We start from the raw sequence: 26,281 nt of genomic DNA on the forward strand, positions 1-26,281 counted from the left end.
ACAACGAACGACATGACCGAACGGTGCCCATTCGGGCTGAGAATCCACTGAGACACCACTGGCCGCACCCTAGACTTCCTCCCCCGTCCGGGCAGGTTCATTTTCCGTGGTCACGCCCGTTACGTCCAGCCCGGAGGGGCGGTGTGTTGCGGTCAACCCGGAGGGACGCCCCGGCAACACCAGATGGATCGACGTGCCGGGCGGCGTGCCACCGGGCACCGTGTCCTCGATCCGAAGTGCGCCACCGTGTTTCAGCACGACCTGCTTGACGATCGCCAGTCCCAGACCGGAACCGGGCATGGCCCGCGCCGTGGTCGACCGGTAGAAACGCTCGAACACCAGCGCCCGCTCCGGCGGCGGAATTCCCGGTCCCCAGTCGGACACCACCAGCTCCGCGTGCGTCGGGCTGATGCGTCCCAGCCGGACCCGCACCACCGAGCCGGCCGGACTCCACTTCGCGGCGTTGTCGAGCAGGTTCAGCACCGCCCGGGACAACCCTGCCCCGTCGCCGTACACCTGCCAGCCCGCGATATCGACGTCGAAGTCAATGTTGTTGCGGCGGCGGCGAACTCGTTCCAGGCTTCGGTCGACGACCTCGGCCATCTCGACCGGCTCGTGGATCGTCACTCCGGCGTCGTCGCGGGTCAGGTCCACCAGGTCGCCGACCAGGGTGGACAGCTCCTCGATCTGGGCGATGACGTCGGACTGCAGACCCGTCATCTCCTCCTCGGGAAACGGCGGCGCTCCGGGCGCCATGGCCGCCATCAGCAGTTCGACATTGGTCCGCAGCGAGGTCAGCGGCGTGCGCAACTCATGACCGGCGTCCGACACCAAGCGGGCCTGCCGGTCTCTCGACTCGGCGAGCGCCCGCAACATCATGTTGAAAGCCTCTGTCAGCCTGGCCAATTCGTCATTGCCGTACACCGGTATGGGACGCAGGTCATCGGTGCGGGCCACGCGTTCGGTGGCCTCGGTCAATCGGGCCACGGGTCTGAGCCCGGTACGCGCCACCGTGCCACCGGCGATGGCGGCGACGGCCATGCCAATTCCACCCACGATGAGCAAAATGGTGCCGAGACGCTTGAGCACCTCGGCGGTGGGCGACAGATTCTTGGAGATCAGCAGCGAATTACCCGACTGCAGGTGCACCGCCAGCACGCGCTGATAGTTGGTGGTACGCAACGACATCAGCAGCTTGCCGGCGATGACGTCCTTCTCCGGCGTGCCGAGCGGCAGGGTCTGCCCCTGCTGGTTCGCGGTGTAGATGGACTGTCCCGGGATCACGTACATCGCGTTGACGTCCGAGTAGGCGGTGCCCTCGATGGCCTTGCCGGGGTCGACGGCGAGGGAGCCGCTCTCGATGAGCAGTTGCGCGCGGCTGTGCAGCTGGTTGTCGATGTCGCCATACAGCGCCTTGGACACCACGACGTACACCGCGACCGACATCAGGACGACGACCATCGCCACCATCGACATCGCGAGCAGCATGACGCGCCATTTCAGAGACACCGAGCTGGCGTCGTGCTGCACCGCGCCATCGGGAGTCGTCACCGGCATCTGCGGCACCTCCCGCATCTTCCGGTCCACCGTTGCGCGAACCTTGCCGAGCATCAGGGTGGGGTCTCACGCAGCACGTAACCCACGCCGCGCACGGTGTGGATCAGGCGCGGTTCTCCCTCGGCCTCGGTCTTGCGGCGCAGGTACCCGACGTACACCTCGAGGGCATTGCCCGACGTCGGAAAATCGAAGCCCCACACCTCTTCGAGGATCCGGCTACGACTGAGCACCCGGCGGGGGTTGTGGATGAGCATCTCGAGCAGCGAGAACTCGGTACGGGTCAGGCTGATCGACCGGGAACCCCGGGTGACTTCGCGCGTCACCGGGTCGAGGCTCAGATCGGAGAAGGTCAGCGCCGCCGACTCGGTGCGGTCATCGGGTCCGGTCCGGCGGAGCAGCGCCCGCATCCGTGCCAGGAGTTCCTCGAGCGCGAACGGCTTCGGCAGGTAATCGTCGGCACCGGCGTCGAGGCCGGCCACCCGCTCGTCGATCGAGTCACGGGCCGTCAGCATCAGCACGGGCAGGTCATCGCCGCTGCTGCGCAGCTGACGGCAGACGCCACGGCCGTCCAACCGGGGCATCATGTCGTCGAGCACCACAGCGTCGGGCCGGTCGCTGGAGATGCGCTCCAGCGCCTCGACACCGTCTTGGGCCAGTTCGACCGAGTACCCGTTGAAAGTCAGTGACCGACGCAGCGATTCACGCACAGCGCGGTCATCGTCGACTACAAGGATTCGCACAGGCACAGTCTCACCCCACCATCTGAGAGCGGACTGAGAAGACGCGCCACGAGGGCGCGAGAAAAACCGTTACGACCGAAAGTCGAGATGGTTCAGACGCGGCGGTCGAGGTCGACGAGACCCAGACGCGCGGCCTTGAGCAGGCGACGCGGCACCTTGTGCGCCTGACCTGCGACGTTCACGCTGACCAGGCCGGTGGCCTCGGCCTTCCACTGCGCGCGACGGCTACGGGTGTTCGAGCGCGACATCCTGCGCTTGGGCACAGCCATGATGTGCACCTCTCTTGCTAAACGGAATTGCTTGCGGTCAGCCGCGCCACGAACAAACGAACAAGGCCAGCGGCGATTGCACCTCAGGATAGCCGCCGACCTGCGTAGGCTCCAAAACGTCGCCCCAACCGGGCAACACGCAACTCACAACCCCCTTGACTCGGTACCGTCAGTACCGACTAACCTCCCTACCGGTTGGTTGAACGACGGGAGTGTGTGTGACATCACCAGCAGTCCGGATCGGTAACTGCTCGGGGTTCTATGGAGACCGGCTGGCGGCGATGCACGAGATGCTCGCCGGGGGTGAGCTGGACTACCTCACCGGCGACTATCTCGCCGAGCTGACCATGTTGATCCTCGCTCGCGACCGGGCCAAGAACGCCGACCTCGGATACGCCAAGACCTTCCTGCGCCAACTGGAGCAGTCGCTGGGTCTGGCCCTGGACCAGGGCGTGAAGATCGTCGCCAACGCCGGCGGCCTCAATCCGGCCGGCTTGGCCGCGGCGGTGCGGGCGCTGGCCGAGCGCCTCGGCTTGTCGGTGAACGTCGCACACGTCGAAGGCGACGACCTCGTCGGCCGCGCCGCCGAGCTGGGCTTCGGCACCCCGCTGTCGGCGAATGCCTACCTCGGCGCCTGGGGCATCGTGGATTGCCTGAACTCCGGCGCCGACGTCGTCGTCACCGGGCGGGTCACCGATGCCTCGGTGATCGTCGGACCGGCGGCCGCGCACTTCGGCTGGACCCGCACCGACTACGACGCGCTCGCGGGCGCGATCGCCGCGGGCCATGTCATCGAGTGCGGTACCCAGGCCACGGGCGGCAACTTCAGCTTCTTCACCGAGATTCCGGACCTCATCCGCCCCGGGTTCCCGCTGGCCGAGATCTCCGCGGATGGCTCGTCGGTGATCACCAAGCACCCCGGCACCGGCGGCCGCGTCAGCGTCGACACCGTCACCGCGCAGCTGCTGTACGAGATCACCGGGGCGCGCTACGCCAATCCCGACGCCACCCTGCGGGTCGACTCGCTGGAGCTGGCCGCCGACGGCGAGGACCGCGTGCGCATCTCCGGCGTGCGGGGCGAAGCACCGCCGCCCACGTTGAAGGTGTCGCTCAACAGCATCGGCGGCTTCCGCAATGCGGCGTCCTTCATCCTGACGGGCCTGGACATCGAGGCGAAGGCGGATCTGCTGCAGCGCCAGCTGGAAGCCAGCATCGCGGTGCGGCCGGCCGAGCTGCAGTGGACGCTGGCCCGGACCGATCATCCCGACGGCGACACCGAGGAGCGCGCCAGCGCGCTGCTGCACTGTGTGGTGCGCGACCCCGATCCGGCCAAGGTCGGACGCCAATTCTCCGCGGCTGCAGTCGAACTCGCACTGGCCAGCTATCCCGGATTCACGACGACGGCGCCTCCCGGCGACGGCCAGGTGTACGGCCTGTTCAAGCCCGGCTACGTCGACGCGGCCTTGGTGCCTCATGCGGCAGTACTGGCCGACGGCTCGCGGGTCGACATCGCACCCTCGGCGCAGACGCTGGCGCTGGGTCCGGTCGCCGACCCGGCGCTGCCCGAGCCGCTGCCGGCCGGACCGACCCGCCGGGCGCCGCTTGGCACCATCGCCGGGGCCCGCAGCGGCGACAAGGGCGGCTCGGCCAACGTCGGTGTCTGGGTCCGCACCGATGACCAATGGCGTTGGCTGGCAAACACATTGACGGTCGACAAGCTGCGCGAGCTGCTGCCCGAGGCCGCCGATCTGCCCGTGACCCGGCACCTGCTGCCGAATATGCGCGCCATCAACTTCGTCATCGAGGGCATCCTCGGCGAAGGCGTTGCGTACCAGGCCCGATTCGACCCCCAGGCCAAGGGCCTCGGGGAATGGCTACGAACCCGTCATCTCGACATACCGGAGGAATTGATTTCGTGAGCATCTGGACCACGCCCGAACGCGATGCGCTGCGAAAGACCGTGCGCGCGTTCGCCGAACGCGAGATCCTGCCGCACGTCGACGAGTGGGAGCGCAGCGGCGAGCTGCCCCGCTCGCTGCATGAGGCAGCCGGTGCGGCCGGTCTGCTGGGCGCCCAGGCGCCCGAGTCTGTCGGCGGTGGCGGCGGCGACGGCGCCGACGCGGTGATCGTCTGCGAGGAACTGCACTACGCCGGCGTGCCCGGCGGTGTCTTCGCGTCGCTGTTCACCTGCGGCATCTCCACGCCGCACATGATCGCCTCCGGCGACCAGCGACTGATCGACACCTACGTGCGACCGACATTGCAGGGCAAGATGATCGGCTCACTGGCCATCACCGAACCCGGCGGCGGCTCGGACGTCGGACACCTGACGACGCGCGCCGAGCGCGACGGTGACGATTTCATCATCAATGGCGCCAAGACTTACATCACCTCGGGTGTGCGGGCCGACTATGTGGTGACCGCGGTGCGCACGGGCGGCCCTGGCGCAGGCGGGGTTTCACTGATCGTGGTGGACAAGAACACGCCCGGTTTCACCGTCAGCCGCAAGCTGGAGAAGATGGGCTGGCGCTCGTCGGACACCGCTGAGCTGTCCTATGCGGACGTCCGCGTCCCGGCCGCCAACTTGGTGGGGCCGGAGAACTCCGGCTTCCTGCAGATCGCCGGCGCCTTCGTCTCCGAGCGGGTCGGCCTGGCCGCCCAGGCGTATGCGAGCGCGCAGCGCTGCCTGGACCTGACCGTGCAGTGGTGCCGGGACCGGGAGACGTTCGGCCGGCCGCTGATCTCGCGGCAGTCGGTGCAGAACACCCTGTCCGACATGGCCCGTCGCATCGATGTGGCCCGGGTCTACACGCACCACCTGGTGGAGCGGGAGTTGGCGGGAGAAACGAACCTGATCGCCGAGGTCTGCTTCGCCAAGAACACCGCCGTCGAGGCCGGTGAGTGGGTGGCCAACGCCGGCGTGCAGTTGTTCGGCGGCATGGGCTACATGGCCGAGTCGGAAATCGAGCGGCAGTACCGCGACATGCGCATCATCGGCATCGGCGGCGGCACCACCGAGATTCTCACCTCGCTGGCCGCCAAGACGTTGGGATTCCAATCGTGACACAAGCAAGTAGCGGAGCGGATTGCGCATCATGACCCAGCTCAAATCCACACTCAATTCTGCGTCGACCGGGTACACCGAAGCCGCCGCCACCATGGCGGCCAAGCTCACCGAGCTCGATGCCGAGCACGCCAAGGCCGTCGCCGGCGGTGGCGCGAAATACGTTGACCGCCACCACGCCCGCGGCAAGCTGACCGCGCGTGAGCGCATCGAGCAGCTCGTCGATCAGGACTCGCCATTCCTGGAGCTGAGCCCCCTGGCCGCCTGGGGCAGCGACTTCGTCGTCGGCGCCAGCCTGGTCACCGGCATCGGCGTCGTCGAAGGCGTCGAATGCCTGATCGTCGCCAACGATCCGACCGTCAAGGGCGGCACCAGCAACCCGTGGACGCTCAAGAAGATCCTGCGCGCCAACCAGATTGCCCGCGAAAACCGGCTGCCGGTGATCTCGATGGTCGAATCGGGCGGCGCCGATCTGCCCACGCAGAAGGAAATTTTCATCCCCGGTGGCGCGATGTTCCGGGACCTGACCCGGCTGTCGGCGGAGGGCATCCCGACCATCGCGCTGGTGTTCGGCAACTCGACCGCCGGCGGCGCCTACATCCCCGGCATGTCCGACCACGTGGTGATGATCAAGGAACGCTCGAAGGTGTTCCTGGCCGGGCCGCCGCTGGTCAAGATGGCCACCGGCGAGGAGTCCGACGACGAGTCCCTCGGCGGTGCCGAAATGCACTCCCGGACATCGGGTCTCGGTGACTACTTCGCGCAGGACGAGCTCGACGCCATCCGCATCGGCCGCCGCATCGTGGCCCGGCTGAACTGGCACAAGCAGGGCCCGACGCCGGCGCCGGTGGTACCGCCGCTGTACCCCGAAGACGAACTGCTCGGCATCGTCGGCGCCGATCTGCGGATCCCGTTCGATCCGCGCGACGTCATCGCCCGCATCGTCGACGGCTCGGACTTCGACGAGTTCAAGCCTCTGTACGGCTCCTCGTTGGTGACCGGTTGGGCGAACCTGTGGGGCTACCCGGTCGGCATCCTGGCCAACGCCCGCGGCGTGTTGTTCAGCGAGGAGTCCCAGAAGGCCACGCAGTTCATCCAGCTGGCCAACCGCTCCGACACGCCATTGTTGTTCCTGCACAACACGACCGGCTACATGGTCGGCAAGGCGTACGAAGAAGGCGGGATGATCAAGCACGGCTCGATGATGATCAATGCCGTCTCCAACTCGAAGGTGCCGCACATCTCGCTGCTCATCGGCGCCTCGTACGGCGCAGGCCACTACGGCATGTGCGGCCGGGCCTACGACCCCCGGTTCCTGTTCGCCTGGCCCAGTGCGAAGTCCGCCGTGATGGGCGGTGCGCAGCTGGCGGGCGTGCTCTCGATCGTCAGCCGGGCGGCCACCGAGGCCCGGGGCGGCCAGGTCGACGAAGCCGCCGATGCGGCGCTGCGGGCCGCCGTCGAAGCGCAGATCGACGCTGAGTCGCTGCCGGCGTTCCTGTCCGGCAGGCTCTACGACGACGGCATCATCGACCCCCGTGACACCCGCACCGTGCTGGGAATGTGCTTGTCCGCCATTGCCAATGCCCCGATCGAGGGGACGTCGAACTTCGGCGTCTTCCGGATGTGAGTATCAGATGATCACGAAAGTATTGGTTGCCAATCGGGGCGAGATCGCCCGCCGGGTCTTCGCCACCTGCCGTCGGCTCGGCATCGGCACCGTCGCGGTGTACACCGATCCCGACGCTGCCGCGCCGCACGTCGCCGAAGCTGACGATCGGGTGCGCCTGGAAGGTCGCACCGGTTACCTCGATGCCGTGCAGCTGATCGCCGCGGCCAAGGCATCTGGCGCCGACGCGATCCATCCCGGTTACGGATTCCTTTCCGAGAACCCGGATTTCGCGGCCGCGGTGCAGGATGCCGGGCTGACCTGGATTGGCCCGCCGGTGGCGGCCGTGCAGGCCATGGGCTCCAAGATCGAGGCCAAGAAGCTGATGTCGGCGGCCGGGGTTCCGGTCCTGACCGAGCTGGACCCCGACACCGTCACCGCCGACCAGCTGCCGGTGCTCATCAAGGCGTCCGCCGGTGGCGGCGGCCGCGGCATGCGGGTGGTTCGCGAATTGTCCGCGCTGCCGGCCGAAGTCGCGGCGGCGCAGCGCGAGGCCCAGTCCGCGTTCGGCGATCCGACGGTGTTCTGCGAGCGCTATCTGGCCAGCGGGCACCACATCGAGGTACAGGTGATGGCCGACGCGCACGGCACGGTGTGGGCCGTCGGCGAACGCGAGTGCTCCATCCAGCGCCGGCACCAAAAGGTCATCGAGGAAGCACCGTCCCCGCTCGTCGAGCGGACCCCCGGGATGCGCGAGAAGCTTTTCGAGGCAGCCCGGTTGGCGGCCACCGCGATCGGGTACACCGGCGCCGGCACCGTCGAGTTCATGTCCGATGCGAACGGCGATTTCTTCTTCCTGGAGATGAACACCCGCCTGCAGGTCGAGCACCCCGTCACAGAGGAGACCACCGGACTCGATCTGGTCGAGCTGCAGCTGGAGGTGGCCGACGGCGGCGCGCTCGCCGCGGAACCGCCCGCCACGCAAGGACATTCGATCGAGGCCCGGCTCTACGCCGAGGACCCGGCGAAGGACTGGCAGCCCCAGGCCGGTACGGTCCACCGATTCGAGGTGCCGGGCGTCCGAACCGAGTTCAGCCTTTTGGGCCGAGCCGGAACGCGCCTCGACTCCGGCATCGTCGACGGTTCGGTCGTGTCGGTGTTCTACGACCCGATGCTGGCCAAGGTGATCTCGTTCGCGCCGACTCGTGACCGGGCCGCGGCGATCCTCGCCGACGCGCTGTCCCGGGCTCGCATTCACGGCCTGCGCACCAACCGCGACCTGCTGGTGAACGTGTTGCGGCACCCCGCTTTCCTGGCCGGTGACACCGACACCGCGTTCTTCGACACGCACGGCCTGGCCGAACTGGCGGCACCGGCGGACACCGATGTCACGTTGGCCGCGGTCGCGGCGACGCTGGCCGATGCGGCACACAACCGCGCCGCGGCAACCGTTTTCGGCGCCGCACCCAGCGGCTGGCGGAACCTCACGTCGGGCTACCAGAGTCGTTCGTACGCTGACGCGGCCGGCGCCGAGCACCAGGTGCGGTACCGGTTCACGCGCGACGGCGTCGACCTGCCCGACCGCGACGACGTCACCGTGGTGACCACTGACCCAACTCGGGTCGTGTTGTCGCTCAATGGTGTTGAACGTTCGTTCGACGTCGCCCGTTACGGCGCCGACGTGTTCGTCGACTCTCCCGCCGGCGCGGTGCATCTCGTGGCCCAGCCGCGCTTCCCCGACCCGGACGCGGCGGTGGCCCAAGGTTCGCTCCTGGCCCCGATGCCCGGTCTGGTGGTCCGGGTCGGCGCGGCCGTCGGCGACGCGGTCACGGCCGGCCAGCCCCTGATCTGGCTGGAAGCCATGAAGATGGAACACACCATCGCCGCACCGGATTCCGGTGTGCTCACCGAACTCAACGTGCAACCCGGCCAACAGGTCGATGTCGGCGCCGTGCTGGCCCGCGTAGAAACCCCCGAAGGAGAATGACCGTGTCTTTCATCGAATCCGAAGAGCGCCAGGCGCTGCGCGAGGCCGTCGTCGGCATGGCCTCCAAGTTCGGCCAGGACTACTTCCTGGAGAAGGCCCGCGCCGGCCAGCACACCGATGAATTGTGGGCTGAGGCAGGCAAACTCGGCCTCCTGGGCGTCAACATGCCCGAGGAGTACGGCGGCGGCGGTGCCGGCATGTACGAGCTGAGCCTGGTCATGGAAGAGATGGCCGCGAACGGCTGTCCGCTGCTGATGATGGTGGTCTCGTCGGCCATCAACGGCACCATCATCTCCAAGTACGGCACCGAGGCACAGAAGAAGCGTTGGGTTCCGGGCCTCGCCGACGGCTCGTTCACCATGGCGTTCGCGATCACCGAACCCGACGCCGGCTCCAACAGCCACCGCATCACCACGACGGCCCGCCGCGACGGCGGCGATTGGATCCTGTCCGGGCAGAAGGTCTTCATCTCCGGCATCGACCAGGCCGACGCCGTGCTGGTCGTCGGGCGCACCGAGGACCACAAGACCGGCAACCTGAAGCCGGCACTGTTCGTGGTGCCCACCGATGCGCCCGGGTTGAGCTGGACCAAGATCGAGATGGAGATCATCAGCCCCGAGAGCCAGTTCCAGGTGTTCCTGGACGAGGTGCGGCTGCCCGCGGATGCCCTCGTCGGCTCCGAGGACGCCGCCATCGCGCAGCTGTTCGCGGGCCTGAACCCGGAGCGGATCATCGGTGCGGCGATGGCCGTCGGCACCGGTCGCCTCGCCATCCGGATCGCCACCGAGTACGTCAAGACCCGGCAGGTTTGGAAAGTCCCGGTCGGTGCCCATCAAGGCATCTCGCACCCGCTGGCCCAGATTCACATCGAGCTCGAGCTGGCCAAGCTGATGATGCAGAAGGCCGCCACGCTGTACGACGCCGGCGACGACTTCGGCGCCGCCGAGGCCGCGAACATGGCCAAGTACGCCGCGGGCGAGGCCTCGGTGCGCGCGGTCGATCAGGCCGTCCAGTCGCTCGGCGGCAACGGCCTGACCAAGGAGTACGGCATCGCTGCCGCCGTCACGGCGTCGCGACTGGGACGGATCGCTCCGGTCAGCCGCGAGATGGTGCTTAACTTCGTGGCGCAGACCTCGCTGGGTCTGCCCCGCTCGTACTAAAGAGGGACCTCATGACCGCACTGGTCCATTACTCCGTCGAAAGCGGTGTCGCCCGGCTGACGCTGGACTCACCGCACAACCGCAATGCGATGTCGACCGCGCTGGTGGACCAGTTGCGGCAGGGCCTCACCGATGCCGCTGCCGAACCCGGCGTCCGGGTGGTGGTGCTGGGCCACACCGGCGGCACCTTCTGCGCCGGGGCTGACCTGAGTGAAGCGGCCGGACGCAGCCCCGGCGACCTCGCGACCGCCCGGGCCCTGGAGGCAGCACACCTGTTGCGATCGATACTGGAGTTGCCCATTCCGGTGATCGCCGCGATCGACGGTCATGTCCGGGCCGGCGGCATGGGACTGATCGGTGCCTGTGACCTGGTGGTCGCCGGTTCTGCCAGCACCTTCGCGCTCACCGAGGCCCGGATCGGGGTGGCGCCGTCGATCATCTCGCTGACGCTGCTGCCGAAGATGACGGCCCGCGCGGCCGGCCGCTACTTCGTCACCGGCGAGAAGTTCGGCGCCGAGGAGGCCGAACGGATCGGCCTGGTGACGGTCGCGACCGACGACGTGCCGGCCGCTGTCGCGAAGCTGACGGACGAGATCACCAAGGGCTCACCGCAGGGCCTGGCCACGTCGAAGGCGCTGACCACGGCGTCGATCCTGGCCGATTTCGACCGCGACGCCGAGAAGCTGGCCAAGCAGTCGGCGAAGCTGTTCGTCTCCGACGAGGCGCGCGAAGGCATGATGGCCTTCCTCCAGAAGCGGCAGCCGAACTGGAATAAGTGATCCACATCCCGTAACGGATCCGACATCGATGCGGCCACAGTTTGCAACATCAGCCTTGCAAGTCCCTGTGATAGTCGTAGGCTCGACTTGATGAGCACCCCAGGTTCGCGCGCACAGATGCGCGTCGTCGATACCGACCGGATACAGGTCGCTCACCTCCTCAGCGATGCGGCCGCGCAGGGACGGCTGCCGATGTCCGAGTACGAGGACCGGCTGAACCGCGCCTATTCCGCGCAGACGTACGCCGAACTGTCGAAGCTGAGTTCCGACCTGCCGTACATCACCACCGCGCCGTGGGAAGCGGGCGGCGAGTGCCACCCCGCACCCTCGACGCTGTTGTTGGCGATCATGAGCGGATTCGAGCGGCGGGGCCGCTGGAATGTGCCGCAGCGGTTGACGTCGTTCTCGTTGTTCGGCGGCGGCGTCATCGATCTGCGGTACGCCGATTTCACGTCACCGGACGTCGAGATCCACTCGTACTCGATCTTCGGCGGTCAGACCATCCTGCTGCCGCCGGAGGTCAACGTCGACGTGCACGGTGTCGGTGTGATGGGCGCGTTCGACCACCTCGGGCAGCAGGGCACCCCCGGCGCCCCGCGCGTCACCATCCGCGGCTTCTCGCTGTGGGGCCGCGTCGGCATCAAGTCCAAGAAGCGCAAGCCACTCGAGTCCGCCTAACCGCGAGCGGCCGTGTTTGTACGGCAACACGCCGCTTTTCGCGTGCACTTCGGGGCCACTCGTCAGTGGCGAGCGACCCCAAAATGAACACCGCCCCGGGTATGGCCGCGCAACGACGGACGCACGCACGCAGGAAATCAGCGGCGACGACGCCTTGACCGCAGGTAGTCACCGACCACCGCCGCACCCAACCCGTCCAATTCGGGTTCCACGACGCGACCTTCGACGCGCCGGGCCACCTGGTCGATGAACCGGGCCAGGCCTGGATCGCTCCCCAGCCGGAAGATGGTGATCTGCGCGCCCATTCGGGCCACCTCGTCGAAGCTGCGCACCGTGAAGGCGATGGTGCGCGGATGCGGCGGGTAGTCGAAGAACGTCTCGGTCCCGTTGCGGTACTGCTCCAGGTGGGCCGTCGGCTCGCCGTCGGTGACGACCAGGATGACCGGCTGCGCATTGGGATGACGACGCAGGTGCCGGGCGGCCAGCAACAGTGCGTGGTGCAGGTTGGTGCCCTGTTCGTAGACGCCTTCCAGCCCGGTCAACTCGGCCGCGGACACCGTGCGGGCGTGCCGGCCAAAAGCGATGATCTGCAACGCATCTGACCGGAACCGGGTGCTCACCAGATGATTGAGCGCCAGGGCGGTGCGCTTCATCGGCAGCCACCGGTTCTCCATCACCATCGAGAATGAGGTGTCCACCAACAGCGCCACCACAGCCTGGGTGCGGGTCTCGGTTTCTGAGATCTCCACATCGTCGACGCTGATCCGCAACGGCCCGTCGGGGTCCGTGCCCGCCTGCCGCAGCACCGTGTTGGTCAATGTGCGCGTGACGTTCCACGGCTCGGTGTCACCGAACTGCCACGGCCGGGTGGCCCCGGTCAGCTCGCCGGCCGCACCGGCCCGACGAGTGTCCCGCTCGCCGTGACGACCGGAAAGTTGTTGCGCGACATCACGCAGCGCCGCCTGACCCAACTGGCGCATGGCCTTCGGCGACAGCCGCCACTGCCCGTCCGAGCCGCGGTCCAGGAAGCCCTGATTCATCAGGGTGCGTTCCAGCTCCGCCAACGAGCGCGCATCGACAGCGGCCTCGTCGCCCAGCTGCCGGGCGAGCATGTCCAGATCGACGTCGTCCATCTGGGCACCGGCGTAACTCTGCGAAAGTTGTTCCGCCAGTTGCTCCAACTCGGCGATGTCCGCCATCGCCTGGGCGGCCTCCCCCATGCCCAGCGGGTTGTTTCCCGTGAAACTCCGCTCCCCGGTCCAGTCTTCGCCGGGGCGGGCGGCCTGCAGGTTGCCGTCGAGTCGGTCGAGCGCGTTCATCAACGACGGTGACCCGAATGCCTGCTGTGCCAACGCATCCAGCTCGGCGCGCTGGTCGGGCGACAGACTGTTGCGGAATCGCTGCGCGGCCGCGGCCCGCTGCGCCAAGGAGTCCAGCAGCTCGTCGACGTTCTGCGGATTCTCCGGGAAGAACTGGCCGTGCTTGGCCATGAAATCCTGGAAATCCTGTTGGGTGTCTTCGCCTTTGGCGTGCTTCTCCAAGAGGTTGTTCAGGTCGTCGAGCATGTCGTTGACAGCCTGACGGTCCTCGTCGGTGGCGTTCTCCAGCGCGTCCTTCATGCCGGCGAACCGTTGGTCCAGCATCTCCCGGCCGAGCAGATCCTTGATCTGCTCGTACTTCTGCCGGGCCTCCGCTGAACGCCAGTCGTATTCGGACAGCTCTTGTACAGCTTTCGCCGGCGACGGCGACAACGACTCCAACTGCAGTTCGCCGAACCGCGCGTCGTCGTCGAGCGCCCTGGCCAGTTCCTTACGCTCGGCAAGCACGGCCCCGTCGAGCAGCTTCTTGATCTCCTGCAGGGTGCCGTCAAGGTTGTTGCGCGACAGCAGCTCCCGACGACGCCGGTTGGCCTCGGCGGCCAGCCGGTCGGCACCGCGCATGTTCTGGGTACCCCGACGCAGGAGTTCGGACAGCGCGCGCCGGGGCGACGCGCCCTCCATGACGTCCTGGCCGATCTGCTCCAGCGCCTCCCTCAGGTCGACAGGGGGCGCCAGCGGATCCGGGCCGCCGGTGTAGCGCGAATACCGCGAGAGGTGTTCAGCCATAAACCGTTTCGCCGTCGTCGGAGGTCTTGTCGATGCGCTTGGCCAGATACAGCGCTTCCAGCGCCAGCTCGACGGCCGCCGCCCGCTCGCCGTCGGACTGGGCATCGAGCCGCTCAGCGATCGCCTCGATGACGGGCAGGTCGGGCAGTGCAGCCAGGACGTCCTTGGCCGACACCCGCTCCCCCGTCGTCACCGGCGAATCCCCTTCCACCGCAGCGACCAACGAACCGACATCGATGCCGCCGAGCAGTCGCTGTGCGGTGTCGGCGGTGGCGCGACGCAGCAGGTGCTCCAGCACCGCCTGCTCGCGCCCCTCCTCACCGGACTCGAATTCCAGCTTGCCGCGCAGCACGCCGATGATGGTCTGCAGGTCGACGACCCGGGCCACCGGATCCTGTTCGCCCAGAATCGCCGAACGGTGCTGAGCCGCGGCGCCAACGGTTTCGGCCGCGGCGATGGCGAAGCGGGCCGAGACACCGGAGCGCTGATCGATCGACTGCGACTCGCGCAGGTACCGCGCGAAGCGGCCCAGAATCTGGAGCAGGTACCCCGGAACCTCGGCGGCCAGGTGGGCCTCCTGCTTGATGACGCCGACCTCGGCGTCGAGCTCCAGCGGGTAGTGCGTGCGAATCTCGGCGCCGAAGCGGTCCTTCAGCGGCGTGATGATGCGGCCACGGTTGGTGTAGTCCTCGGGGTTGGCGCTGGCCACCACGAGCACGTCGAGCGGCAGCCGCAGGGTGTAGCCGCGGACCTGGATGTCGCGCTCCTCCATCACGTTGAGCATCGCGACCTGGATGCGCTCGGCGAGGTCGGGCAGCTCGTTGATCGCGACGATGCCGCGGTGCGCCCGCGGGATGAGGCCGTAGGCAATGGTCTCCGGGTCGCCCAGGCTGCGCCCCTCGGCCACCTTGATGGGGTCGATGTCGCCGACGAGGTCGGCGACGCTGGTGTCCGGCGTCGCCAGCTTCTCGGTGTAGCGCTCGCTGCGGTGCTTCCAGGTGATGGGCAGGTCGTCGCCCGAAGTCGCAGCCCGGCGGATCGACTCGGGTGTGATCGGCGAGTAGGGGTGCTCACCCAGCTCAGAACCCTCGATGACCGGGGTCCATTCGTCCAGCAGCCCGACCAGACCGCGCAGCAGGCGGGTCTTGCCCTGGCCGCGCTCGCCCAGCAGCACGACGTCGTGCCCGGCGATCAGCGCGCGCTCCAGCTGCGGCAGCACGGTGTCCTCGAAGCCGAAGATGCCGGGCCACACATCCTGGCCGTCAGCCAGCGCAGCCAGCAGGTTCTCGCGGATTTCGGTCTTGATGCCCCGTTCCCGGTGGCCGGTCGCTTTCAACGCGCCGACGGTCTTCGGCAGATCGGCTGGCAGGTCGTTAGGTGATGTCACGACCTCCACGCTACGACGGTGCTCGGTGACCGGCAGCACCTTGGGCTCCGGAGCTTTACCCAGTACCCTCGGTATCGTGAACTCGCTCGACTGGACGAACCGCCCCACAGACCTCGAGTTCGGCCCCGCCGCGTGGCAGAGCCGACTGCTCGGCGGACTGACCGCGGTGTTCGTCCGACCGGTAATTGCCCTGCTCACGCTGGTCGGCATGGTCGTCAACCGGTTCCGTCCCGCGCTCGTGCAGCGGGGTCGCTACGACATCATCGACCCCGCCTTCCGCGTCTTCCGCCCGTTGCCGGGCACCGAGGTGACGTCCATCGCACTGCCCAATTGCCCGGCCGAATGGATCGTCGCGCCCGGCGCACGGGATTCCGATCGGGTGATCGTGTACTTCCACGGCTCCGCGCTGATCACCCTCGGGCTGAACTCGCACCGGCGCTGGGCCAGCAAGCTCTCCGCAGCGACGGGCGCCCGGGTTTTGAACGTCGGCTACCGGCTGGCCCCGCAGGCCACGATCGAAGAGGCCGTGAGCGACGGACTCGACGCCTACCGCCTGGTGCTGGCCTCCGGGGTGGACTCCACGAAGATCGTGTTCGCCGGCGACTCGGCGGGCGGCCTGATCGCCGCCGACACCGCGATCGCCGCGCGCGACAGCGGCCTGCCGGTGCCCGCGGCACAGGTGCTGCTGTCGGCCCTGACGTCGTCGGACATGAACCTGAAGTACAACGCCATGCTGGAATCGCGCGACGTGCTGTTCCCGTTCATGGCGGTGAAGTACATCTACACGGTCTTCGCCACGAAGAACGGCACCCACCCCGTGCCCCAGATGCCCACCGAAGCCGACCTGCACGGCCTCGGCCCGACGCTGCTGCAGATCGGCACCAACGAGATGCTGCGCAACGACTCCTTCGCGCTCGCCGACGCACTGCGGGCGGCCGGCGCCCAGGCCTGGGTTCAGGTGTGGGACGCGGCAATGCACATGTTCCAGCTGAGCTTCGACGTCAACCCGGACGCCCGCAAGGCCGTCTCCGAGATCGTCGCGTTCTTCGAATACGCCACCACTCAGAAGCACGACGAGGTCGCTTCTTAGCCCTCAACAGCGTTGACCCTGCGCCAGCGGCGTGAGCCACTCGACATTTGTCGCCATAGCCTCAGGGTCAACGACGACGACCAGACTCGATTGACCATTCAGCCCGCAGGAAGGTGAGCAACCTGCGGGCTGCCGGAGTGACCGCGGTCGACGCCCATGCCAGTGCGATTTCTCGCTGATAGGTGTTGGGCGTCAACGGGATTTCTCGAACCTTGCGCGAAGTGTGCTCGTCATGCGGTAGCAGCGCTATTCCCATACCTCGTCCGACCAACTCGCGGATGGTCGAGAACTCCGTGATCTCCACCGGCACGTGCGGCACGAAACCCGCATCACGGCACCAGCTTTCAGTCGCTTGGCGCAGGTGATAGCTGGCCGGGTTGGCAATGAACGTCTCGTCGTGCAGCTCATCCAAACGGAGACGACGGCGGGCAGCGAGCGGATGCGCTGCGGGTAGCACGGCCCTGATCTGTTGGCCGCCGATAACTGCATGCTCGACGTCGCCGGGCGGAGGGATCACCACCGCCACGTCGAGCATCCCGGACTTGAGGTCGGCGGCCAATTCACTGCCGTGCGCCTGTTTGATCTGCAGCCGGATTCCTGGTGCGCGCCGGTGGAATTCAGTGACCAGGTTCGGCACCACGCCGGCCCCCATCGTCAAGGGGAAGCCGAACCGAATGGTGCCGTGTTCAGGGTCGGCTTCACCGGCGATGGTTTCGACGATCGCTTCCAGTTCCCGCAGCGGGCGCCGAGTCTGCTCGGCCAGGTGTACCGCTGCCGGTGTCAGGCGCACGGTCCGGCCCTCCTGGGTGAGCAATTGAACGCCGAGCGTCTTCTCCAATGCGTGGATACGTCGACTCATCGACGACTGCGGAATCCCCAGGCTATCCGCGGCGCGGGTCATGTGTCCGCCTTGGGAGTCAAGCTCCTCGAGCGCCCGTAGCTGTGGCGCAAGCAGACTCATCCATTGATCCATATTCGGATGGTAATCGCCAAAACATTCATTGGACGGATTGAAGTTGTCGGAGTGATGCTGGATTCATCGAGACAAGGAGCAACAATGAATACCGTTGAACCCGATGTCGCCGACGTCCTCCTCATCGGTGGCGGCATCATGTCGGCCACGCTCGGCGCCATGCTCAGTGTGCTGGAGCCCGAGTGGCGAATCATGTTGATCGAACGGGCATCCGACATCGCAACCGAGAGCAGCGGACCGTGGAACAACGCCGGCACGGGCCACTCCGGCTACTGCGAGCTCAACTACATGCCAGACCCCGCAGACGGCGCGGCGGCCACTGAGATCGCCAAACAATTCCAGCTGTCCCGCCAATGGTGGGCACATTTGGTCGAGCAGGGCCTGCTGGACCCAGCGACCTTCGTCCACGGCACCCCGCACATGGACGTGGTCTTCGGCGACCACGACGTGGCATACCTGCGACGGCGGTTCGAAACCCTCAGCGCCGACCCACTGTTCGCCGAGCTCGAGTTCAGCGACGATCCCACGACGATCGCGCGCTGGGCACCCCTGGTGATGGCCGGTCGCGGCTCGGAACAGCCGGTTGCGGCGACCCGGCACCCCGGCGGCACCGATGTCGACTTCGGAGCGCTCACCCGCGGGCTGACCCGAATTCTCGCCTCGAACGGCGGCGAGGTCCGACTCAACCACGACGTGCGCCGACTGGCCCAGGAACCCGACGGCACCTGGCTGGTCAGTGGCCGACGTACAGACTCGCGCAACAGGTTTCAGTTCAGGGCGCGGCACGTGTTCGTCGGTGCCGGCGGATTCGCCCTCCGCCTGCTGCAGCGCGCCCACCTGCCCGAGGTCCGGGGTTACGGTGTCCTGCCCGTCGGCGCCGCCTTCCTCCGATGCTCGCGACCCGACGTCGTCGCTCAGCACGACGCCAAGGTGTACGGCCAAGCCGCGATAGGTGCCCCGCCGATGTCGGTGCCGCACTTGGACAAACGCGTGGTCGATGGCGAGGACTACCTGATGTTCGGCCCGTATGCGACATTCAGCACCAAGCTCCTCAAAGGCGGCCGGCTCACCGACTTCTTCACGACGCTACGGTGGCACAACCTGCATGTGCTGGCCGCCGCGGCCGCGCAGAGCCTGCCGTTGGTGCGGTACCTGATCTGCGAGCTGCTCACTCCACGCAGCGGGAAAATCAAACAGCTGCAACGGTATTACCCCGGCGCTGACCCGCAGGACTGGGAACTGGTGCCGGCCGGGCAGCGAGCCCAACTGGTCACTCCGGACGCCGAACGCATCGGCGCATTGCGATCAGGAACCGAACTGGTCGCCTCGGCCGACGGCACCATCGCCGGGCTGCTGGGTGCATCGCCGGGAGCCTCGACCGCCGTGCCGATCATGCTCGACCTCTTGCAGCGGTGTTTCCCCGAGCAATGGACCACATCGTGGCAGGAGCAGATGAACGGCGCACTCCACGATCGAGATACCGCTCCGGCGCTGGGCCTCTAACGCCAAATGGCCAGGTCTGCACGAGTCACCTGCGTGCAGACCTGGCCACTCAGTCAGCAAGACCTAGTGGGCGAAGTGCCGGGCTCCGGTCAGGTACAGCGTGATCCCGGCGGCGGCAGCGGCAGCGGTGACTTCGTCGTCGCGGACCGAACCACCCGGGTGCACAATGGCTTTCACGCCGGCGTTGGTCAGGGTCTCCAGGCCGTCGGGGAACGGGAAGAAGGCGTCCGACGCCGCAACAGCACCGCGCACCCGGTCACCGCCCCGCTCGACCGCGAGCCGCGCCGCGTCGACGCGGTTCACCTGGCCCATGCCGACACCGACGGTGGCGCCGTTGGCGGCGACCACGATGGCGTTCGACTTCACGGCACGGCAGGCGCGCCAGGCGAACACCAAGTCGGCCAACGTCTCTGGATCGGCCGGAGTGCCGGTCGCCAGGGTCCAGTTGGCAGAGTCATCGCCCGCCGCGTCCAGCGCGTCGCGCTGCTGCACCAGCAGACCACCGCTGACCTGACGGAACTCGGTGCCGCCGGGCTGCGGCTCGGAAGCCACCAGGATGCGAATGTTCTTCTTACGGCTCAGGATTTCGACGGCACCCGGCTCGAAGGCGGGGGCGACGATCACCTCGGTGAAGATGTCGGCGACGGTCTCGGCCATCTCCTCGGTCACCGCCGTGTTGGCCGCGATGACGCCGCCGAACGCGCTCAGGGGATCGCACTCATGCGCCTTGCGGTGCGCATCGGCAACCGAGATCGACGACACCGCAATGCCACACGGGTTGGCGTGCTTTATGATCGCCACGCAGATGTCCTCGTGGTCGAACGCCGCCCGCCATGCCGCGTCGGCATCGGTGAAGTTGTTGTAGGACATCTCTTTTCCGTGCAGCTGCTCGGCCTGCGCGAGCCCCGGCCAGCCGGCGTCGTCGCTGTAGAGCGCGGCCTTCTGATGCGGGTTCTCGCCGTAGCGCAGCACATCGGAGCGACGCCAGGTCGAACCGAGCCAGGCCGGCATGCCCGCGGCAGACGCCTCGTCATCGCCCGGCACGAGCACCGATCCCATCCAGGAAGCGACGGCCACGTCGTACTCGGCGGTGTGCCGGAAAGCCAACGACGCCAACTTCTTCCGCTCTTCGAGCGTGAAGCCACCGGCGTTGACGGCAGCCAGCACGCCGTCGTAGCCCAGCGGGTCCACGACGACGGCGACGCTCGGGTGGTTCTTCGCCGCGGCGCGGACCATCGACGGGCCGCCGATGTCGATCTGCTCGACGCACTCGTCCTCGGAAGCACCCGACGCGACGGTCTGCGTGAACGGATACAGGTTCACCACAACGAGTTCGAACGCCTCGACGCCGAGCTCGTCCAGCGCGGCGAGGTGCTCGGCCTTGCGGGTGTCGGCCAGCAGACCGGCGTGCACGCGCGGGTGCAGCGTCTTGACCCGGCCGTCGAGCACCTCCGGGAATCCCGTGACCTCCTCCACCGGCGTGACCGGGATACCCTCGGCAGCAATGGTGTTCGCAGTCGACCCGGTCGAAACCAGGGTCACTCCGGCCGCGTGCAGCCCGCGGGCCAGCTCCGCCAGGCCGGTCTTGTCGTACACGCTGATCAGCGCGCGCCGAATCGGTCGTCGCGTCATCCTATGGCCGCCTTTCGTCCACTCCACGTCACGCCGCGGAGGGCCACCGCGGCGATCACATCTACCAGCAGTCGTCGCTCGACGACCTTGATCCGTTCATGCAGCGACGATTCGTCGTCGCCGTCGAGTACCGCCACCGGCTCCTGCGCCAGGATCGGCCCGGTATCGGTACCGGCATCCACCAGGTGCACCGTGCTGCCGGTGACGCGCACTCCGTACGCGAGGGCGTCGGGCACCGCGTGCGCTCCGGGGAACGACGGCAGCAGCGCCGGGTGGGTGTTCAGCACCCGGCCTTGGAAGCGCGCCAGAAACGTCGGTCCGAGGATTTTCATGAAGCCCGCCGACACCACCAGATCCGGCTCATGGGCGGCGACCGCTTCGGTCAGCGCGACATCCCAGGCGGCCCGGTCGGCGTGGTCGCGCAACCGGGCGGTGAACGTCGCCGCACCGGCCGCCGCGCCGATCTCCAACGCTTGGCAATCCCGGTCCGTTCCGACCGCCACGACGCGCGCCGGGTAGTCACCAACCGCTGCTGCCAGCACCGATTCGAGCAGCGAACCGGTCCCCGAGGCCAGGACGACGAGCCGCGCCGGCGCAGTCGGGGGCACACGGAGCGGTTGCTGCACGGGAGCAGCCTAGTGGCCGTCGTCGTCGACGACGAAATGCGCCTCAGGGTCCTCGTCAGGGTCGAAGGCGATGTGTTCGCCGATGCGATCGGTGGTGCCGGACTGATACGCCTCGGCCGGCGCCGGGGTCATGTCCGGTTCGGGACGGGCCGGCCGCCGAGGTTCGGCGGGTTTGGCCACCGGCTCAGGATCGGGTTCGGGCGCTGGCTCAGGTGCCGACTCTGGGGCGGACTCGAACGCCGGGCCGCCCGCGAAATGCGAATCGTCGTCAACATCCACGGCAGCGGCCGGGACGTCGCCGAACAGCACCTCGGTCACGGGTTCGTCGTCCTCGACGATCTCGGCGTCGGCCGGTTCGTCGTCATGCGGTTCTGCCACCGGCGCGACGGGCACCGGCCGCTCCGGGCGACGCGTCAGGCCGCCGGCCATCGCCACCGTGAGACCGCCGATCGACACGAACCACAGGAACACCCCCGGCCCGAACGTCGTCTGGTCCACCCCGAGCTCACCGAAGTTGCCAAGGCGACCACTGCCGGCGATCGCGAGCATGACCATCATCACCGCAGCCAGCAGTGACGCCACCGCCAACTTCGCGAACGCAATCGGCCACGGGGCCGGGCGCCGCGCGCACTGCTGCCCCACCGCCACCGCCGAGGCCGCTGCGATGATCAGCAGCGCCACCCATACCGGACCCAACGGAGGTGACGGCACCGCGGCCAGCACCGGCACCGCGGGGACGTCGCCGCCGAGCACCGTGAACGAACTGAACGTCGCCAACCCGATGTGCACACTCGAGCCGACGGCCACCGCCGCGGATCCGACCATGACGTTCGGGATGTACAGCGCAGACAGCACGGTCAGGCTGAGCTGGCCGAACACCGAGTCGGTAATCCCGAACAGGTCGTGCATCGTCGACCAGTGCACGACCATCGAACCGACCGCGACCAGCCCAGACAAGCCGAGCAGCGCCAGCACCCCGGCGAGCGCCGCGCGCAGCGCTTCGGGGAGCCAGTAGGGCAGGTGGGCGTCGGTCAGGAGTCGTCCCTGCAGCCGCGAGCCGACGCCGATGGCCGCGCCGACCGCGTGCACAGCCAGCACGCAGCCGAACGCTTGGAGGGCGTTGGGGGTCTGCAGCTCGGTGAGCACCGACGACGCATCGTGGATCACCGCGATCGCGATTGCCGCGATCAGCAAAGGTCCGCCGAGGGCCGACGCGACGATCCACCGGACGACGAACCACGACGCACCCGGCCGCGTCGCCGCCGCCGTGGTGCGGGCGGTGCCCCACACCATCGCCAGCAGCGGGGCCAGCGGCATCACGCCGAGTTCGGCGCCGGCGATCGACACCGGCACGCCGTGCACGCCCAGCCACATGCTGGCCATCGCGCCGAACGCGCCGGTCAGATCGCTATTGGCGATGACCAGCTGGATCAGCGTCAGCGCAGCGATGATCGCCAGGGCGATGCCCGACGGGCCGAACGCAACCCGAAGCAGGTCACGCGCTTGGCGCGTACCGACTGGTCGGTTATCCACTAGCTGGGTCACTCCTCGCGCAGGTCTCACCCGCCGGTTGCGAGTGCCCTAGCGATTATGACGACGCCGGACCCGATTACTGCGGAGCCGGGGGCTGCTGGAAAGTCGTTGTCGGCTCGGAAGCACCCGGAACGCTCGGCGACGAGCCGTACGACGACGATCCGGCGACGGCCTCAGACGCCGACGGCTGCGGGGCCGATGACTGCTGCGGGGCCTGAGACTGACCGGCAGACGACTGCGGCTGACCGAACGCGGGGAAACCGGTCGGAGGGGTCGGCGGGCCCGAGTCGGCACCGTGCTGCGGCGCACCCTGCTGACCGGTGTAGCCGCCGATGGGGCCGTTCTGCGGCTGCTGCTGGTATCCGCCCTGCTGACCGAAGTGCTGGCCGGTCTGCTGGCCGTATTGCTGCTGGGGCTGCTGGCCGTAGTACTGCGCCTGCGGGTTGTAGCCCTGTGCCGGTCCGCCGTAGTTGTACGGATCGGGCTGCGGGCGCGGCGCGGGCGGCTGGATGACGCCGGCGTCGAGCAGCAGCGCAGCCACGGCGCTACCGGCCTGCAGCACGGACAGCACCAGCACGGTGTAGAGGCCCCACTCGACCTCGATGCCCTTGGGCGCCTGCACGATCTCGTTGATGACCAGCAGCAATGCCAGCACCGACAGGATGGCGACCCACGACTTGAAGCTCTTCTGCTTCGGCAGCAGGCTGACACCGGCGAGCAGCGCGGCCAGGACAGCGACCACGATCGGAGCCTGGGTCAGGATGCTGCCGGTGCCCGCGTCGAGGCCGCCGGCACCCAACTGGGGCGCGAAGTTGAACCCGAAGATGAGCAGGCCGAGCGCCGCCACCGCGGTGGTCAGGTACTCCGGCAGTTTGCTCGGGCCGGCCGGCGCGGCGGGCGCAGCCGGGATCTGCTCGGGCAGGCGGTTGAACTGCTGGGTCGGCCCTCCGAACTGGTTGGGCTGCTGGGCGGGCGGATAGCCGGGGTTACCGGGCTGGTACGTCATGACCTCTCCTGTACCTGTCGACTCGACCAACCACGCTAGCGCACTTCATTAAGGGTGCCCTGCATGAGTTGAGCGCGCTGACCACCGGCCTGACCGGCCGCGACGGTGCTGAGCAAACTTGCCGACACGTCAGGCCGGGACGCGAACCGGACCCTGCGCCGCGTCCTGTTCCGCCTCCTCGATTTCCCGCACCAACGGCAGCACCTTGGCCCCGAAGTACTCGATTTCCTCCTGGAAATGCAGGAAGCCGCCGAGGATCAGATCGACGCCGCGTTTGCGGTAGGCAGCAATCCGTTCGGCGATCTGTTCCGGAGTTCCGATCAACTTGGTACGAAAACCGTCGTTGTACTGCACCAGGTCATCGAAGCTCGAGTCCGCCCACATGCCTTTCTTGTCGCCGGTGGAGTTGCCGGCCTGCTGCACGGCCTGACGGAACCCCTCGACAGCAGGCCGGTTCGCCTTCGCGACGATCTCCCGGAGGACTTCTTTCGCCTCCTTCTCCGTATCGCGGGCGATGATGAAGCCGTTCAGCCCGAAGCGGACTTCCCGGGCAACCTGGCGGGCGTGGTCGCGAACGTCGACGAGTTGTTCGGTCACGCCGTCGAAGTCCTTGCCGTTGGAGAAGTACCAGTCGGCGTAGTAGCCGCCGTTGCGTCGTGCGGCGCTCGAGTTGCCGCCCTGGAACAGCTCCGGGTTGGGACGGTCGGCCGTGTTGAGCGGCTTGGGCTTCAGCGTGAAGTCGTGGATGCGATAGAAGTCGCCCCGGAAGTCGACGTCGTCCTCGGTCCAGATCTTGCGCAGCACCTGGAGGAATTCAGCACTGCGGCGGTAGCGCTCGTCGTGTTCCAGCCAGGGCTCGCCCAGGTGCGTGAATTCGTCCTTGAACCAACCGGAGACGACGTTGACGGCGAAGCGCCCGTTGGACAGGTGATCAGCGGTGGCGCCGAGCTTGGCCAGCACAGCCGGCTGCCAGAGGCCCGGATGAACGGCCGCAATGACTTTCAGCCGTTCCGTCGCCAGCAGCAGGGCAAGGCTGAAACTCGTTGACTCGTGCTGGTATTCGGCGCCATAGCTGGCCTCGTACCGAACCTGACTGAGGGCGTACTCGAAGCCGTTGTTCTCCGCGGTTTGTGCGAGCTTCTTGTTGTATTCGTAGTTCCAGTCGGTGCGCTGTTCGATGTCACTGGTCACCAGGCCGCCGCTGACGTTGGGCACCCAGTAGGCGAACTTGACGTGGTCGGCGATGCGTTCAGTCGTCATGCGCCCATGTCAGCAAGTGCTGTGCCCAACGTCGTGGGTAACGTTCGCGATGAAGTTATCTCCATCTCGGTTCACGGGCGTCTCGAGGCTGCCGTCTCCGCCAAAACACCAGGTAATACGCATTGTTCGGCTTTCTGGCCACCCACCCTTGCGCCCCATACTGAAACACGTTCTAATTCACCGTATGGACTACGGGCTCGTACTTTTCACCAGCGACCGCGGCATCAAGCCCGCCGCCGCCGCCAAACTGGCCGACGATCACGACTTCACCACCTTCTACGTGCCCGAACACACGCACATTCCGATCAAGCGCCAGGCCGCTCATCCCACCACCGGTGACGAGACCCTGCCCGACGACCGCTACATGCGCACACTCGACCCGTGGGTCGCGCTCGGGTCCGCCGCATCGGTCACCTCGCGGGTGCGACTGTCGACCGCGGTGGCGCTGCCGGTCGAGCACGACCCGATCACGCTCGCGAAATCGATTGCGACGCTGGATCACCTGTCGGGCGGCCGCGTGTCGGTCGGCGTCGGATTCGGTTGGAACACAGACGAACTCCAAGACCACAACGTCCCGCCGGCCCGGCGGCGCACCATGCTGCGCGAGTACCTGGAGGCGATGCGCGCGCTGTGGACCCAGGAAGAAGCCGAGTACGACGGTGAATTCGTGAAGTTCGGTCCGTCGTGGGCGTGGCCCAAGCCCGTGCAGTCGCACATTCCGATCCTGGTCGGAGCGGCCGGCACCGAGAAGAACTTCAAATGGATCGCCAAGTCGGCCGACGGCTGGATCACCACGCCCCGCGATTTCGACATCGATGAGCCAGTGAAGCTGCTGCAGGACACCTGGGCCGCGGCCGGACGTTCGGGCGCACCGACGATCGTCGCGCTGGACTTCAAGCCGGACGCCGACAAGCTGGCGCGCTGGAAGAAGCTCGGCGTCACCGAGGTGCTGTTTGGGTTGCCGGACAGCGACGACGCGACCGTGTCTGCGTACGTCGAGAAGCTGGCCAAGAAGCTGAGCGACTTCGCGATCTGAGATCTGAGGCTCTCCGGCGCTTTTGGCGTCGGAGAGCACCTCACCGCCGTGCCACGATTGATCCATGCGGATACCAGTGCTGGTTGTCGCCGCTTGCGCAGGGCTGCTCGGTTGTTCAACGGAAGAGGCTGTGTCCGCCCCTTCCTCGACAAGCACCTCTCCATCGGTCGTCTTCACGACTCCAGGGCCACCGGAGATCGAGGAGGACTGCGGCGTGGTCCATCAATACAGAACCGAAACGACGCACGCCATTCGAGGCAGCAGGAACATCGACTGTGCCGAGGCGCACC

Annotated in this window: 21 protein-coding genes; 10 read left to right on the forward strand and 11 right to left on the reverse strand. The window is 67.5% G+C overall.

Features of this window, described 5'->3' with window-relative positions:
• Positions 1 to 69 precede the first annotated feature (69 nt).
• From AC1U2B_RS11705 to rpmF, 3 genes are all read right to left on the reverse strand, one after another.
• Complete coding sequence (locus AC1U2B_RS11705) at positions 70 to 1,557, reverse strand: sensor histidine kinase (RefSeq protein ID WP_260937882.1); 1,488 nt, start codon at positions 1,555 to 1,557, stop codon at positions 70 to 72.
• A gap of 53 nt (positions 1,558 to 1,610) precedes the next feature.
• Positions 1,611 to 2,297: a response regulator transcription factor gene (locus AC1U2B_RS11710; RefSeq protein WP_133763290.1), complete on the reverse strand. Its 687-nt coding sequence runs from the start codon at positions 2,295 to 2,297 to the stop codon at positions 1,611 to 1,613.
• 92 nt (positions 2,298 to 2,389) lie between these two features.
• Positions 2,390 to 2,566 carry a 50S ribosomal protein L32 gene (gene rpmF / locus AC1U2B_RS11715; protein WP_043401019.1) on the reverse strand — a complete coding sequence of 59 codons (177 nt, stop codon included), beginning with the start codon at positions 2,564 to 2,566 and terminating at the stop codon, positions 2,390 to 2,392.
• Between the two features lie 218 nt (positions 2,567 to 2,784).
• Here rpmF and AC1U2B_RS11720 point away from each other — a divergent pair, with 218 nt between their 5' ends.
• The 7 genes from AC1U2B_RS11720 (at position 2,785) to AC1U2B_RS11750 (ending at position 11,840) form a co-directional block, all read left to right on the forward strand.
• Positions 2,785 to 4,485 (forward strand): acyclic terpene utilization AtuA family protein, encoded by a 1,701-nt coding sequence (locus tag AC1U2B_RS11720; RefSeq protein WP_480216928.1) that lies wholly within the window; start codon positions 2,785 to 2,787, stop codon positions 4,483 to 4,485.
• The gene (locus tag AC1U2B_RS11725) at positions 4,482 to 5,630 is read left to right on the forward strand and encodes an acyl-CoA dehydrogenase family protein (RefSeq protein ID WP_480216929.1); all 1,149 of its coding nucleotides are present in this window, start codon (positions 4,482 to 4,484) and stop codon (positions 5,628 to 5,630) included. Before AC1U2B_RS11720 ends, AC1U2B_RS11725 begins: the two co-directional genes overlap by 4 nt.
• Before the next feature lie 31 nt (positions 5,631 to 5,661).
• The gene (locus tag AC1U2B_RS11730) at positions 5,662 to 7,257 is read left to right on the forward strand and encodes an acyl-CoA carboxylase subunit beta (protein WP_480216930.1); all 1,596 of its coding nucleotides are present in this window, start codon (positions 5,662 to 5,664) and stop codon (positions 7,255 to 7,257) included.
• 7 nt (positions 7,258 to 7,264) lie between these two features.
• Positions 7,265 to 9,223 (forward strand): acetyl/propionyl/methylcrotonyl-CoA carboxylase subunit alpha, encoded by a 1,959-nt coding sequence (locus AC1U2B_RS11735; RefSeq protein WP_480216931.1) that lies wholly within the window; start codon positions 7,265 to 7,267, stop codon positions 9,221 to 9,223.
• The gene (locus AC1U2B_RS11740; RefSeq protein ID WP_043390799.1) at positions 9,220 to 10,383 is read left to right on the forward strand and encodes an acyl-CoA dehydrogenase family protein; all 1,164 of its coding nucleotides are present in this window, start codon (positions 9,220 to 9,222) and stop codon (positions 10,381 to 10,383) included. The genes AC1U2B_RS11735 and AC1U2B_RS11740 overlap by 4 nt, the downstream gene beginning before the upstream one ends.
• An 11-nt stretch (positions 10,384 to 10,394) precedes the next feature.
• On the forward strand, positions 10,395 to 11,162 hold the full coding sequence (locus AC1U2B_RS11745) for an enoyl-CoA hydratase family protein (RefSeq protein WP_480216932.1): 768 nt from the start codon (positions 10,395 to 10,397) through the stop codon (positions 11,160 to 11,162).
• 90 nt (positions 11,163 to 11,252) lie between these two features.
• Positions 11,253 to 11,840 carry a DUF1707 SHOCT-like domain-containing protein gene (locus tag AC1U2B_RS11750; protein WP_043390795.1) on the forward strand — a complete coding sequence of 196 codons (588 nt, stop codon included), beginning with the start codon at positions 11,253 to 11,255 and terminating at the stop codon, positions 11,838 to 11,840.
• A gap of 137 nt (positions 11,841 to 11,977) precedes the next feature.
• On the opposite strand, the gene AC1U2B_RS11755 is transcribed toward AC1U2B_RS11750, so the two are convergent.
• Both AC1U2B_RS11755 and AC1U2B_RS11760 read right to left on the reverse strand, forming a co-directional pair.
• Positions 11,978 to 13,945, reverse strand: a complete 1,968-nt coding sequence (locus AC1U2B_RS11755) for a vWA domain-containing protein (RefSeq protein ID WP_480216933.1) — start codon at positions 13,943 to 13,945, stop codon at positions 11,978 to 11,980.
• Positions 13,938 to 15,332, reverse strand: coding sequence for a sigma 54-interacting transcriptional regulator (locus tag AC1U2B_RS11760; protein WP_480216934.1), 1,395 nt, complete (start codon positions 15,330 to 15,332; stop codon positions 13,938 to 13,940). Before AC1U2B_RS11760 ends, AC1U2B_RS11755 begins: the two co-directional genes overlap by 8 nt.
• A gap of 76 nt (positions 15,333 to 15,408) precedes the next feature.
• Between AC1U2B_RS11760 and AC1U2B_RS11765 the strand changes: the two genes are divergently transcribed.
• Positions 15,409 to 16,422, forward strand: coding sequence for an alpha/beta hydrolase (locus tag AC1U2B_RS11765; protein ID WP_480216935.1), 1,014 nt, complete (start codon positions 15,409 to 15,411; stop codon positions 16,420 to 16,422).
• Between the two features lie 67 nt (positions 16,423 to 16,489).
• Here AC1U2B_RS11765 and AC1U2B_RS11770 read toward each other — a convergent pair whose 3' ends face one another.
• Complete coding sequence (locus AC1U2B_RS11770) at positions 16,490 to 17,395, reverse strand: LysR family transcriptional regulator (RefSeq protein WP_480216936.1); 906 nt, start codon at positions 17,393 to 17,395, stop codon at positions 16,490 to 16,492.
• Positions 17,396 to 17,479: 84 nt separating this feature from the next.
• On the opposite strand from AC1U2B_RS11770, the gene AC1U2B_RS11775 reads away from it, so the two are divergent.
• On the forward strand, positions 17,480 to 18,898 hold the full coding sequence (locus AC1U2B_RS11775; protein WP_480216937.1) for a malate:quinone oxidoreductase: 1,419 nt from the start codon (positions 17,480 to 17,482) through the stop codon (positions 18,896 to 18,898).
• Positions 18,899 to 18,961: 63 nt separating this feature from the next.
• Here AC1U2B_RS11775 and purH read toward each other — a convergent pair whose 3' ends face one another.
• From purH to sfnG, 5 genes are all read right to left on the reverse strand, one after another.
• Complete coding sequence (gene purH, locus AC1U2B_RS11780; RefSeq protein ID WP_480216938.1) at positions 18,962 to 20,530, reverse strand: bifunctional phosphoribosylaminoimidazolecarboxamide formyltransferase/IMP cyclohydrolase; 1,569 nt, start codon at positions 20,528 to 20,530, stop codon at positions 18,962 to 18,964.
• Positions 20,527 to 21,156, reverse strand: coding sequence for a phosphoribosylglycinamide formyltransferase (purN, locus tag AC1U2B_RS11785; RefSeq protein WP_260932779.1), 630 nt, complete (start codon positions 21,154 to 21,156; stop codon positions 20,527 to 20,529). Before purN ends, purH begins: the two co-directional genes overlap by 4 nt.
• Before the next feature lie 9 nt (positions 21,157 to 21,165).
• Positions 21,166 to 22,689 carry a cell division protein PerM gene (locus AC1U2B_RS11790; protein ID WP_480216939.1) on the reverse strand — a complete coding sequence of 508 codons (1,524 nt, stop codon included), beginning with the start codon at positions 22,687 to 22,689 and terminating at the stop codon, positions 21,166 to 21,168.
• A 76-nt stretch (positions 22,690 to 22,765) separates the two neighbouring features.
• Complete coding sequence (locus AC1U2B_RS11795; RefSeq protein ID WP_480216940.1) at positions 22,766 to 23,695, reverse strand: DUF5336 domain-containing protein; 930 nt, start codon at positions 23,693 to 23,695, stop codon at positions 22,766 to 22,768.
• Between the two features lie 129 nt (positions 23,696 to 23,824).
• Positions 23,825 to 24,955, reverse strand: coding sequence for a dimethylsulfone monooxygenase SfnG (gene sfnG / locus AC1U2B_RS11800; RefSeq protein ID WP_043390781.1), 1,131 nt, complete (start codon positions 24,953 to 24,955; stop codon positions 23,825 to 23,827).
• 184 nt (positions 24,956 to 25,139) lie between these two features.
• Between sfnG and AC1U2B_RS11805 the strand changes: the two genes are divergently transcribed.
• Positions 25,140 to 25,991: an LLM class F420-dependent oxidoreductase gene (locus AC1U2B_RS11805; RefSeq protein WP_480216941.1), complete on the forward strand. Its 852-nt coding sequence runs from the start codon at positions 25,140 to 25,142 to the stop codon at positions 25,989 to 25,991.
• The last annotated feature ends 290 nt before the right edge of the window (positions 25,992 to 26,281 follow it).

Source organism: Mycolicibacterium sp. P4_G11 (genome assembly GCF_056555145.1).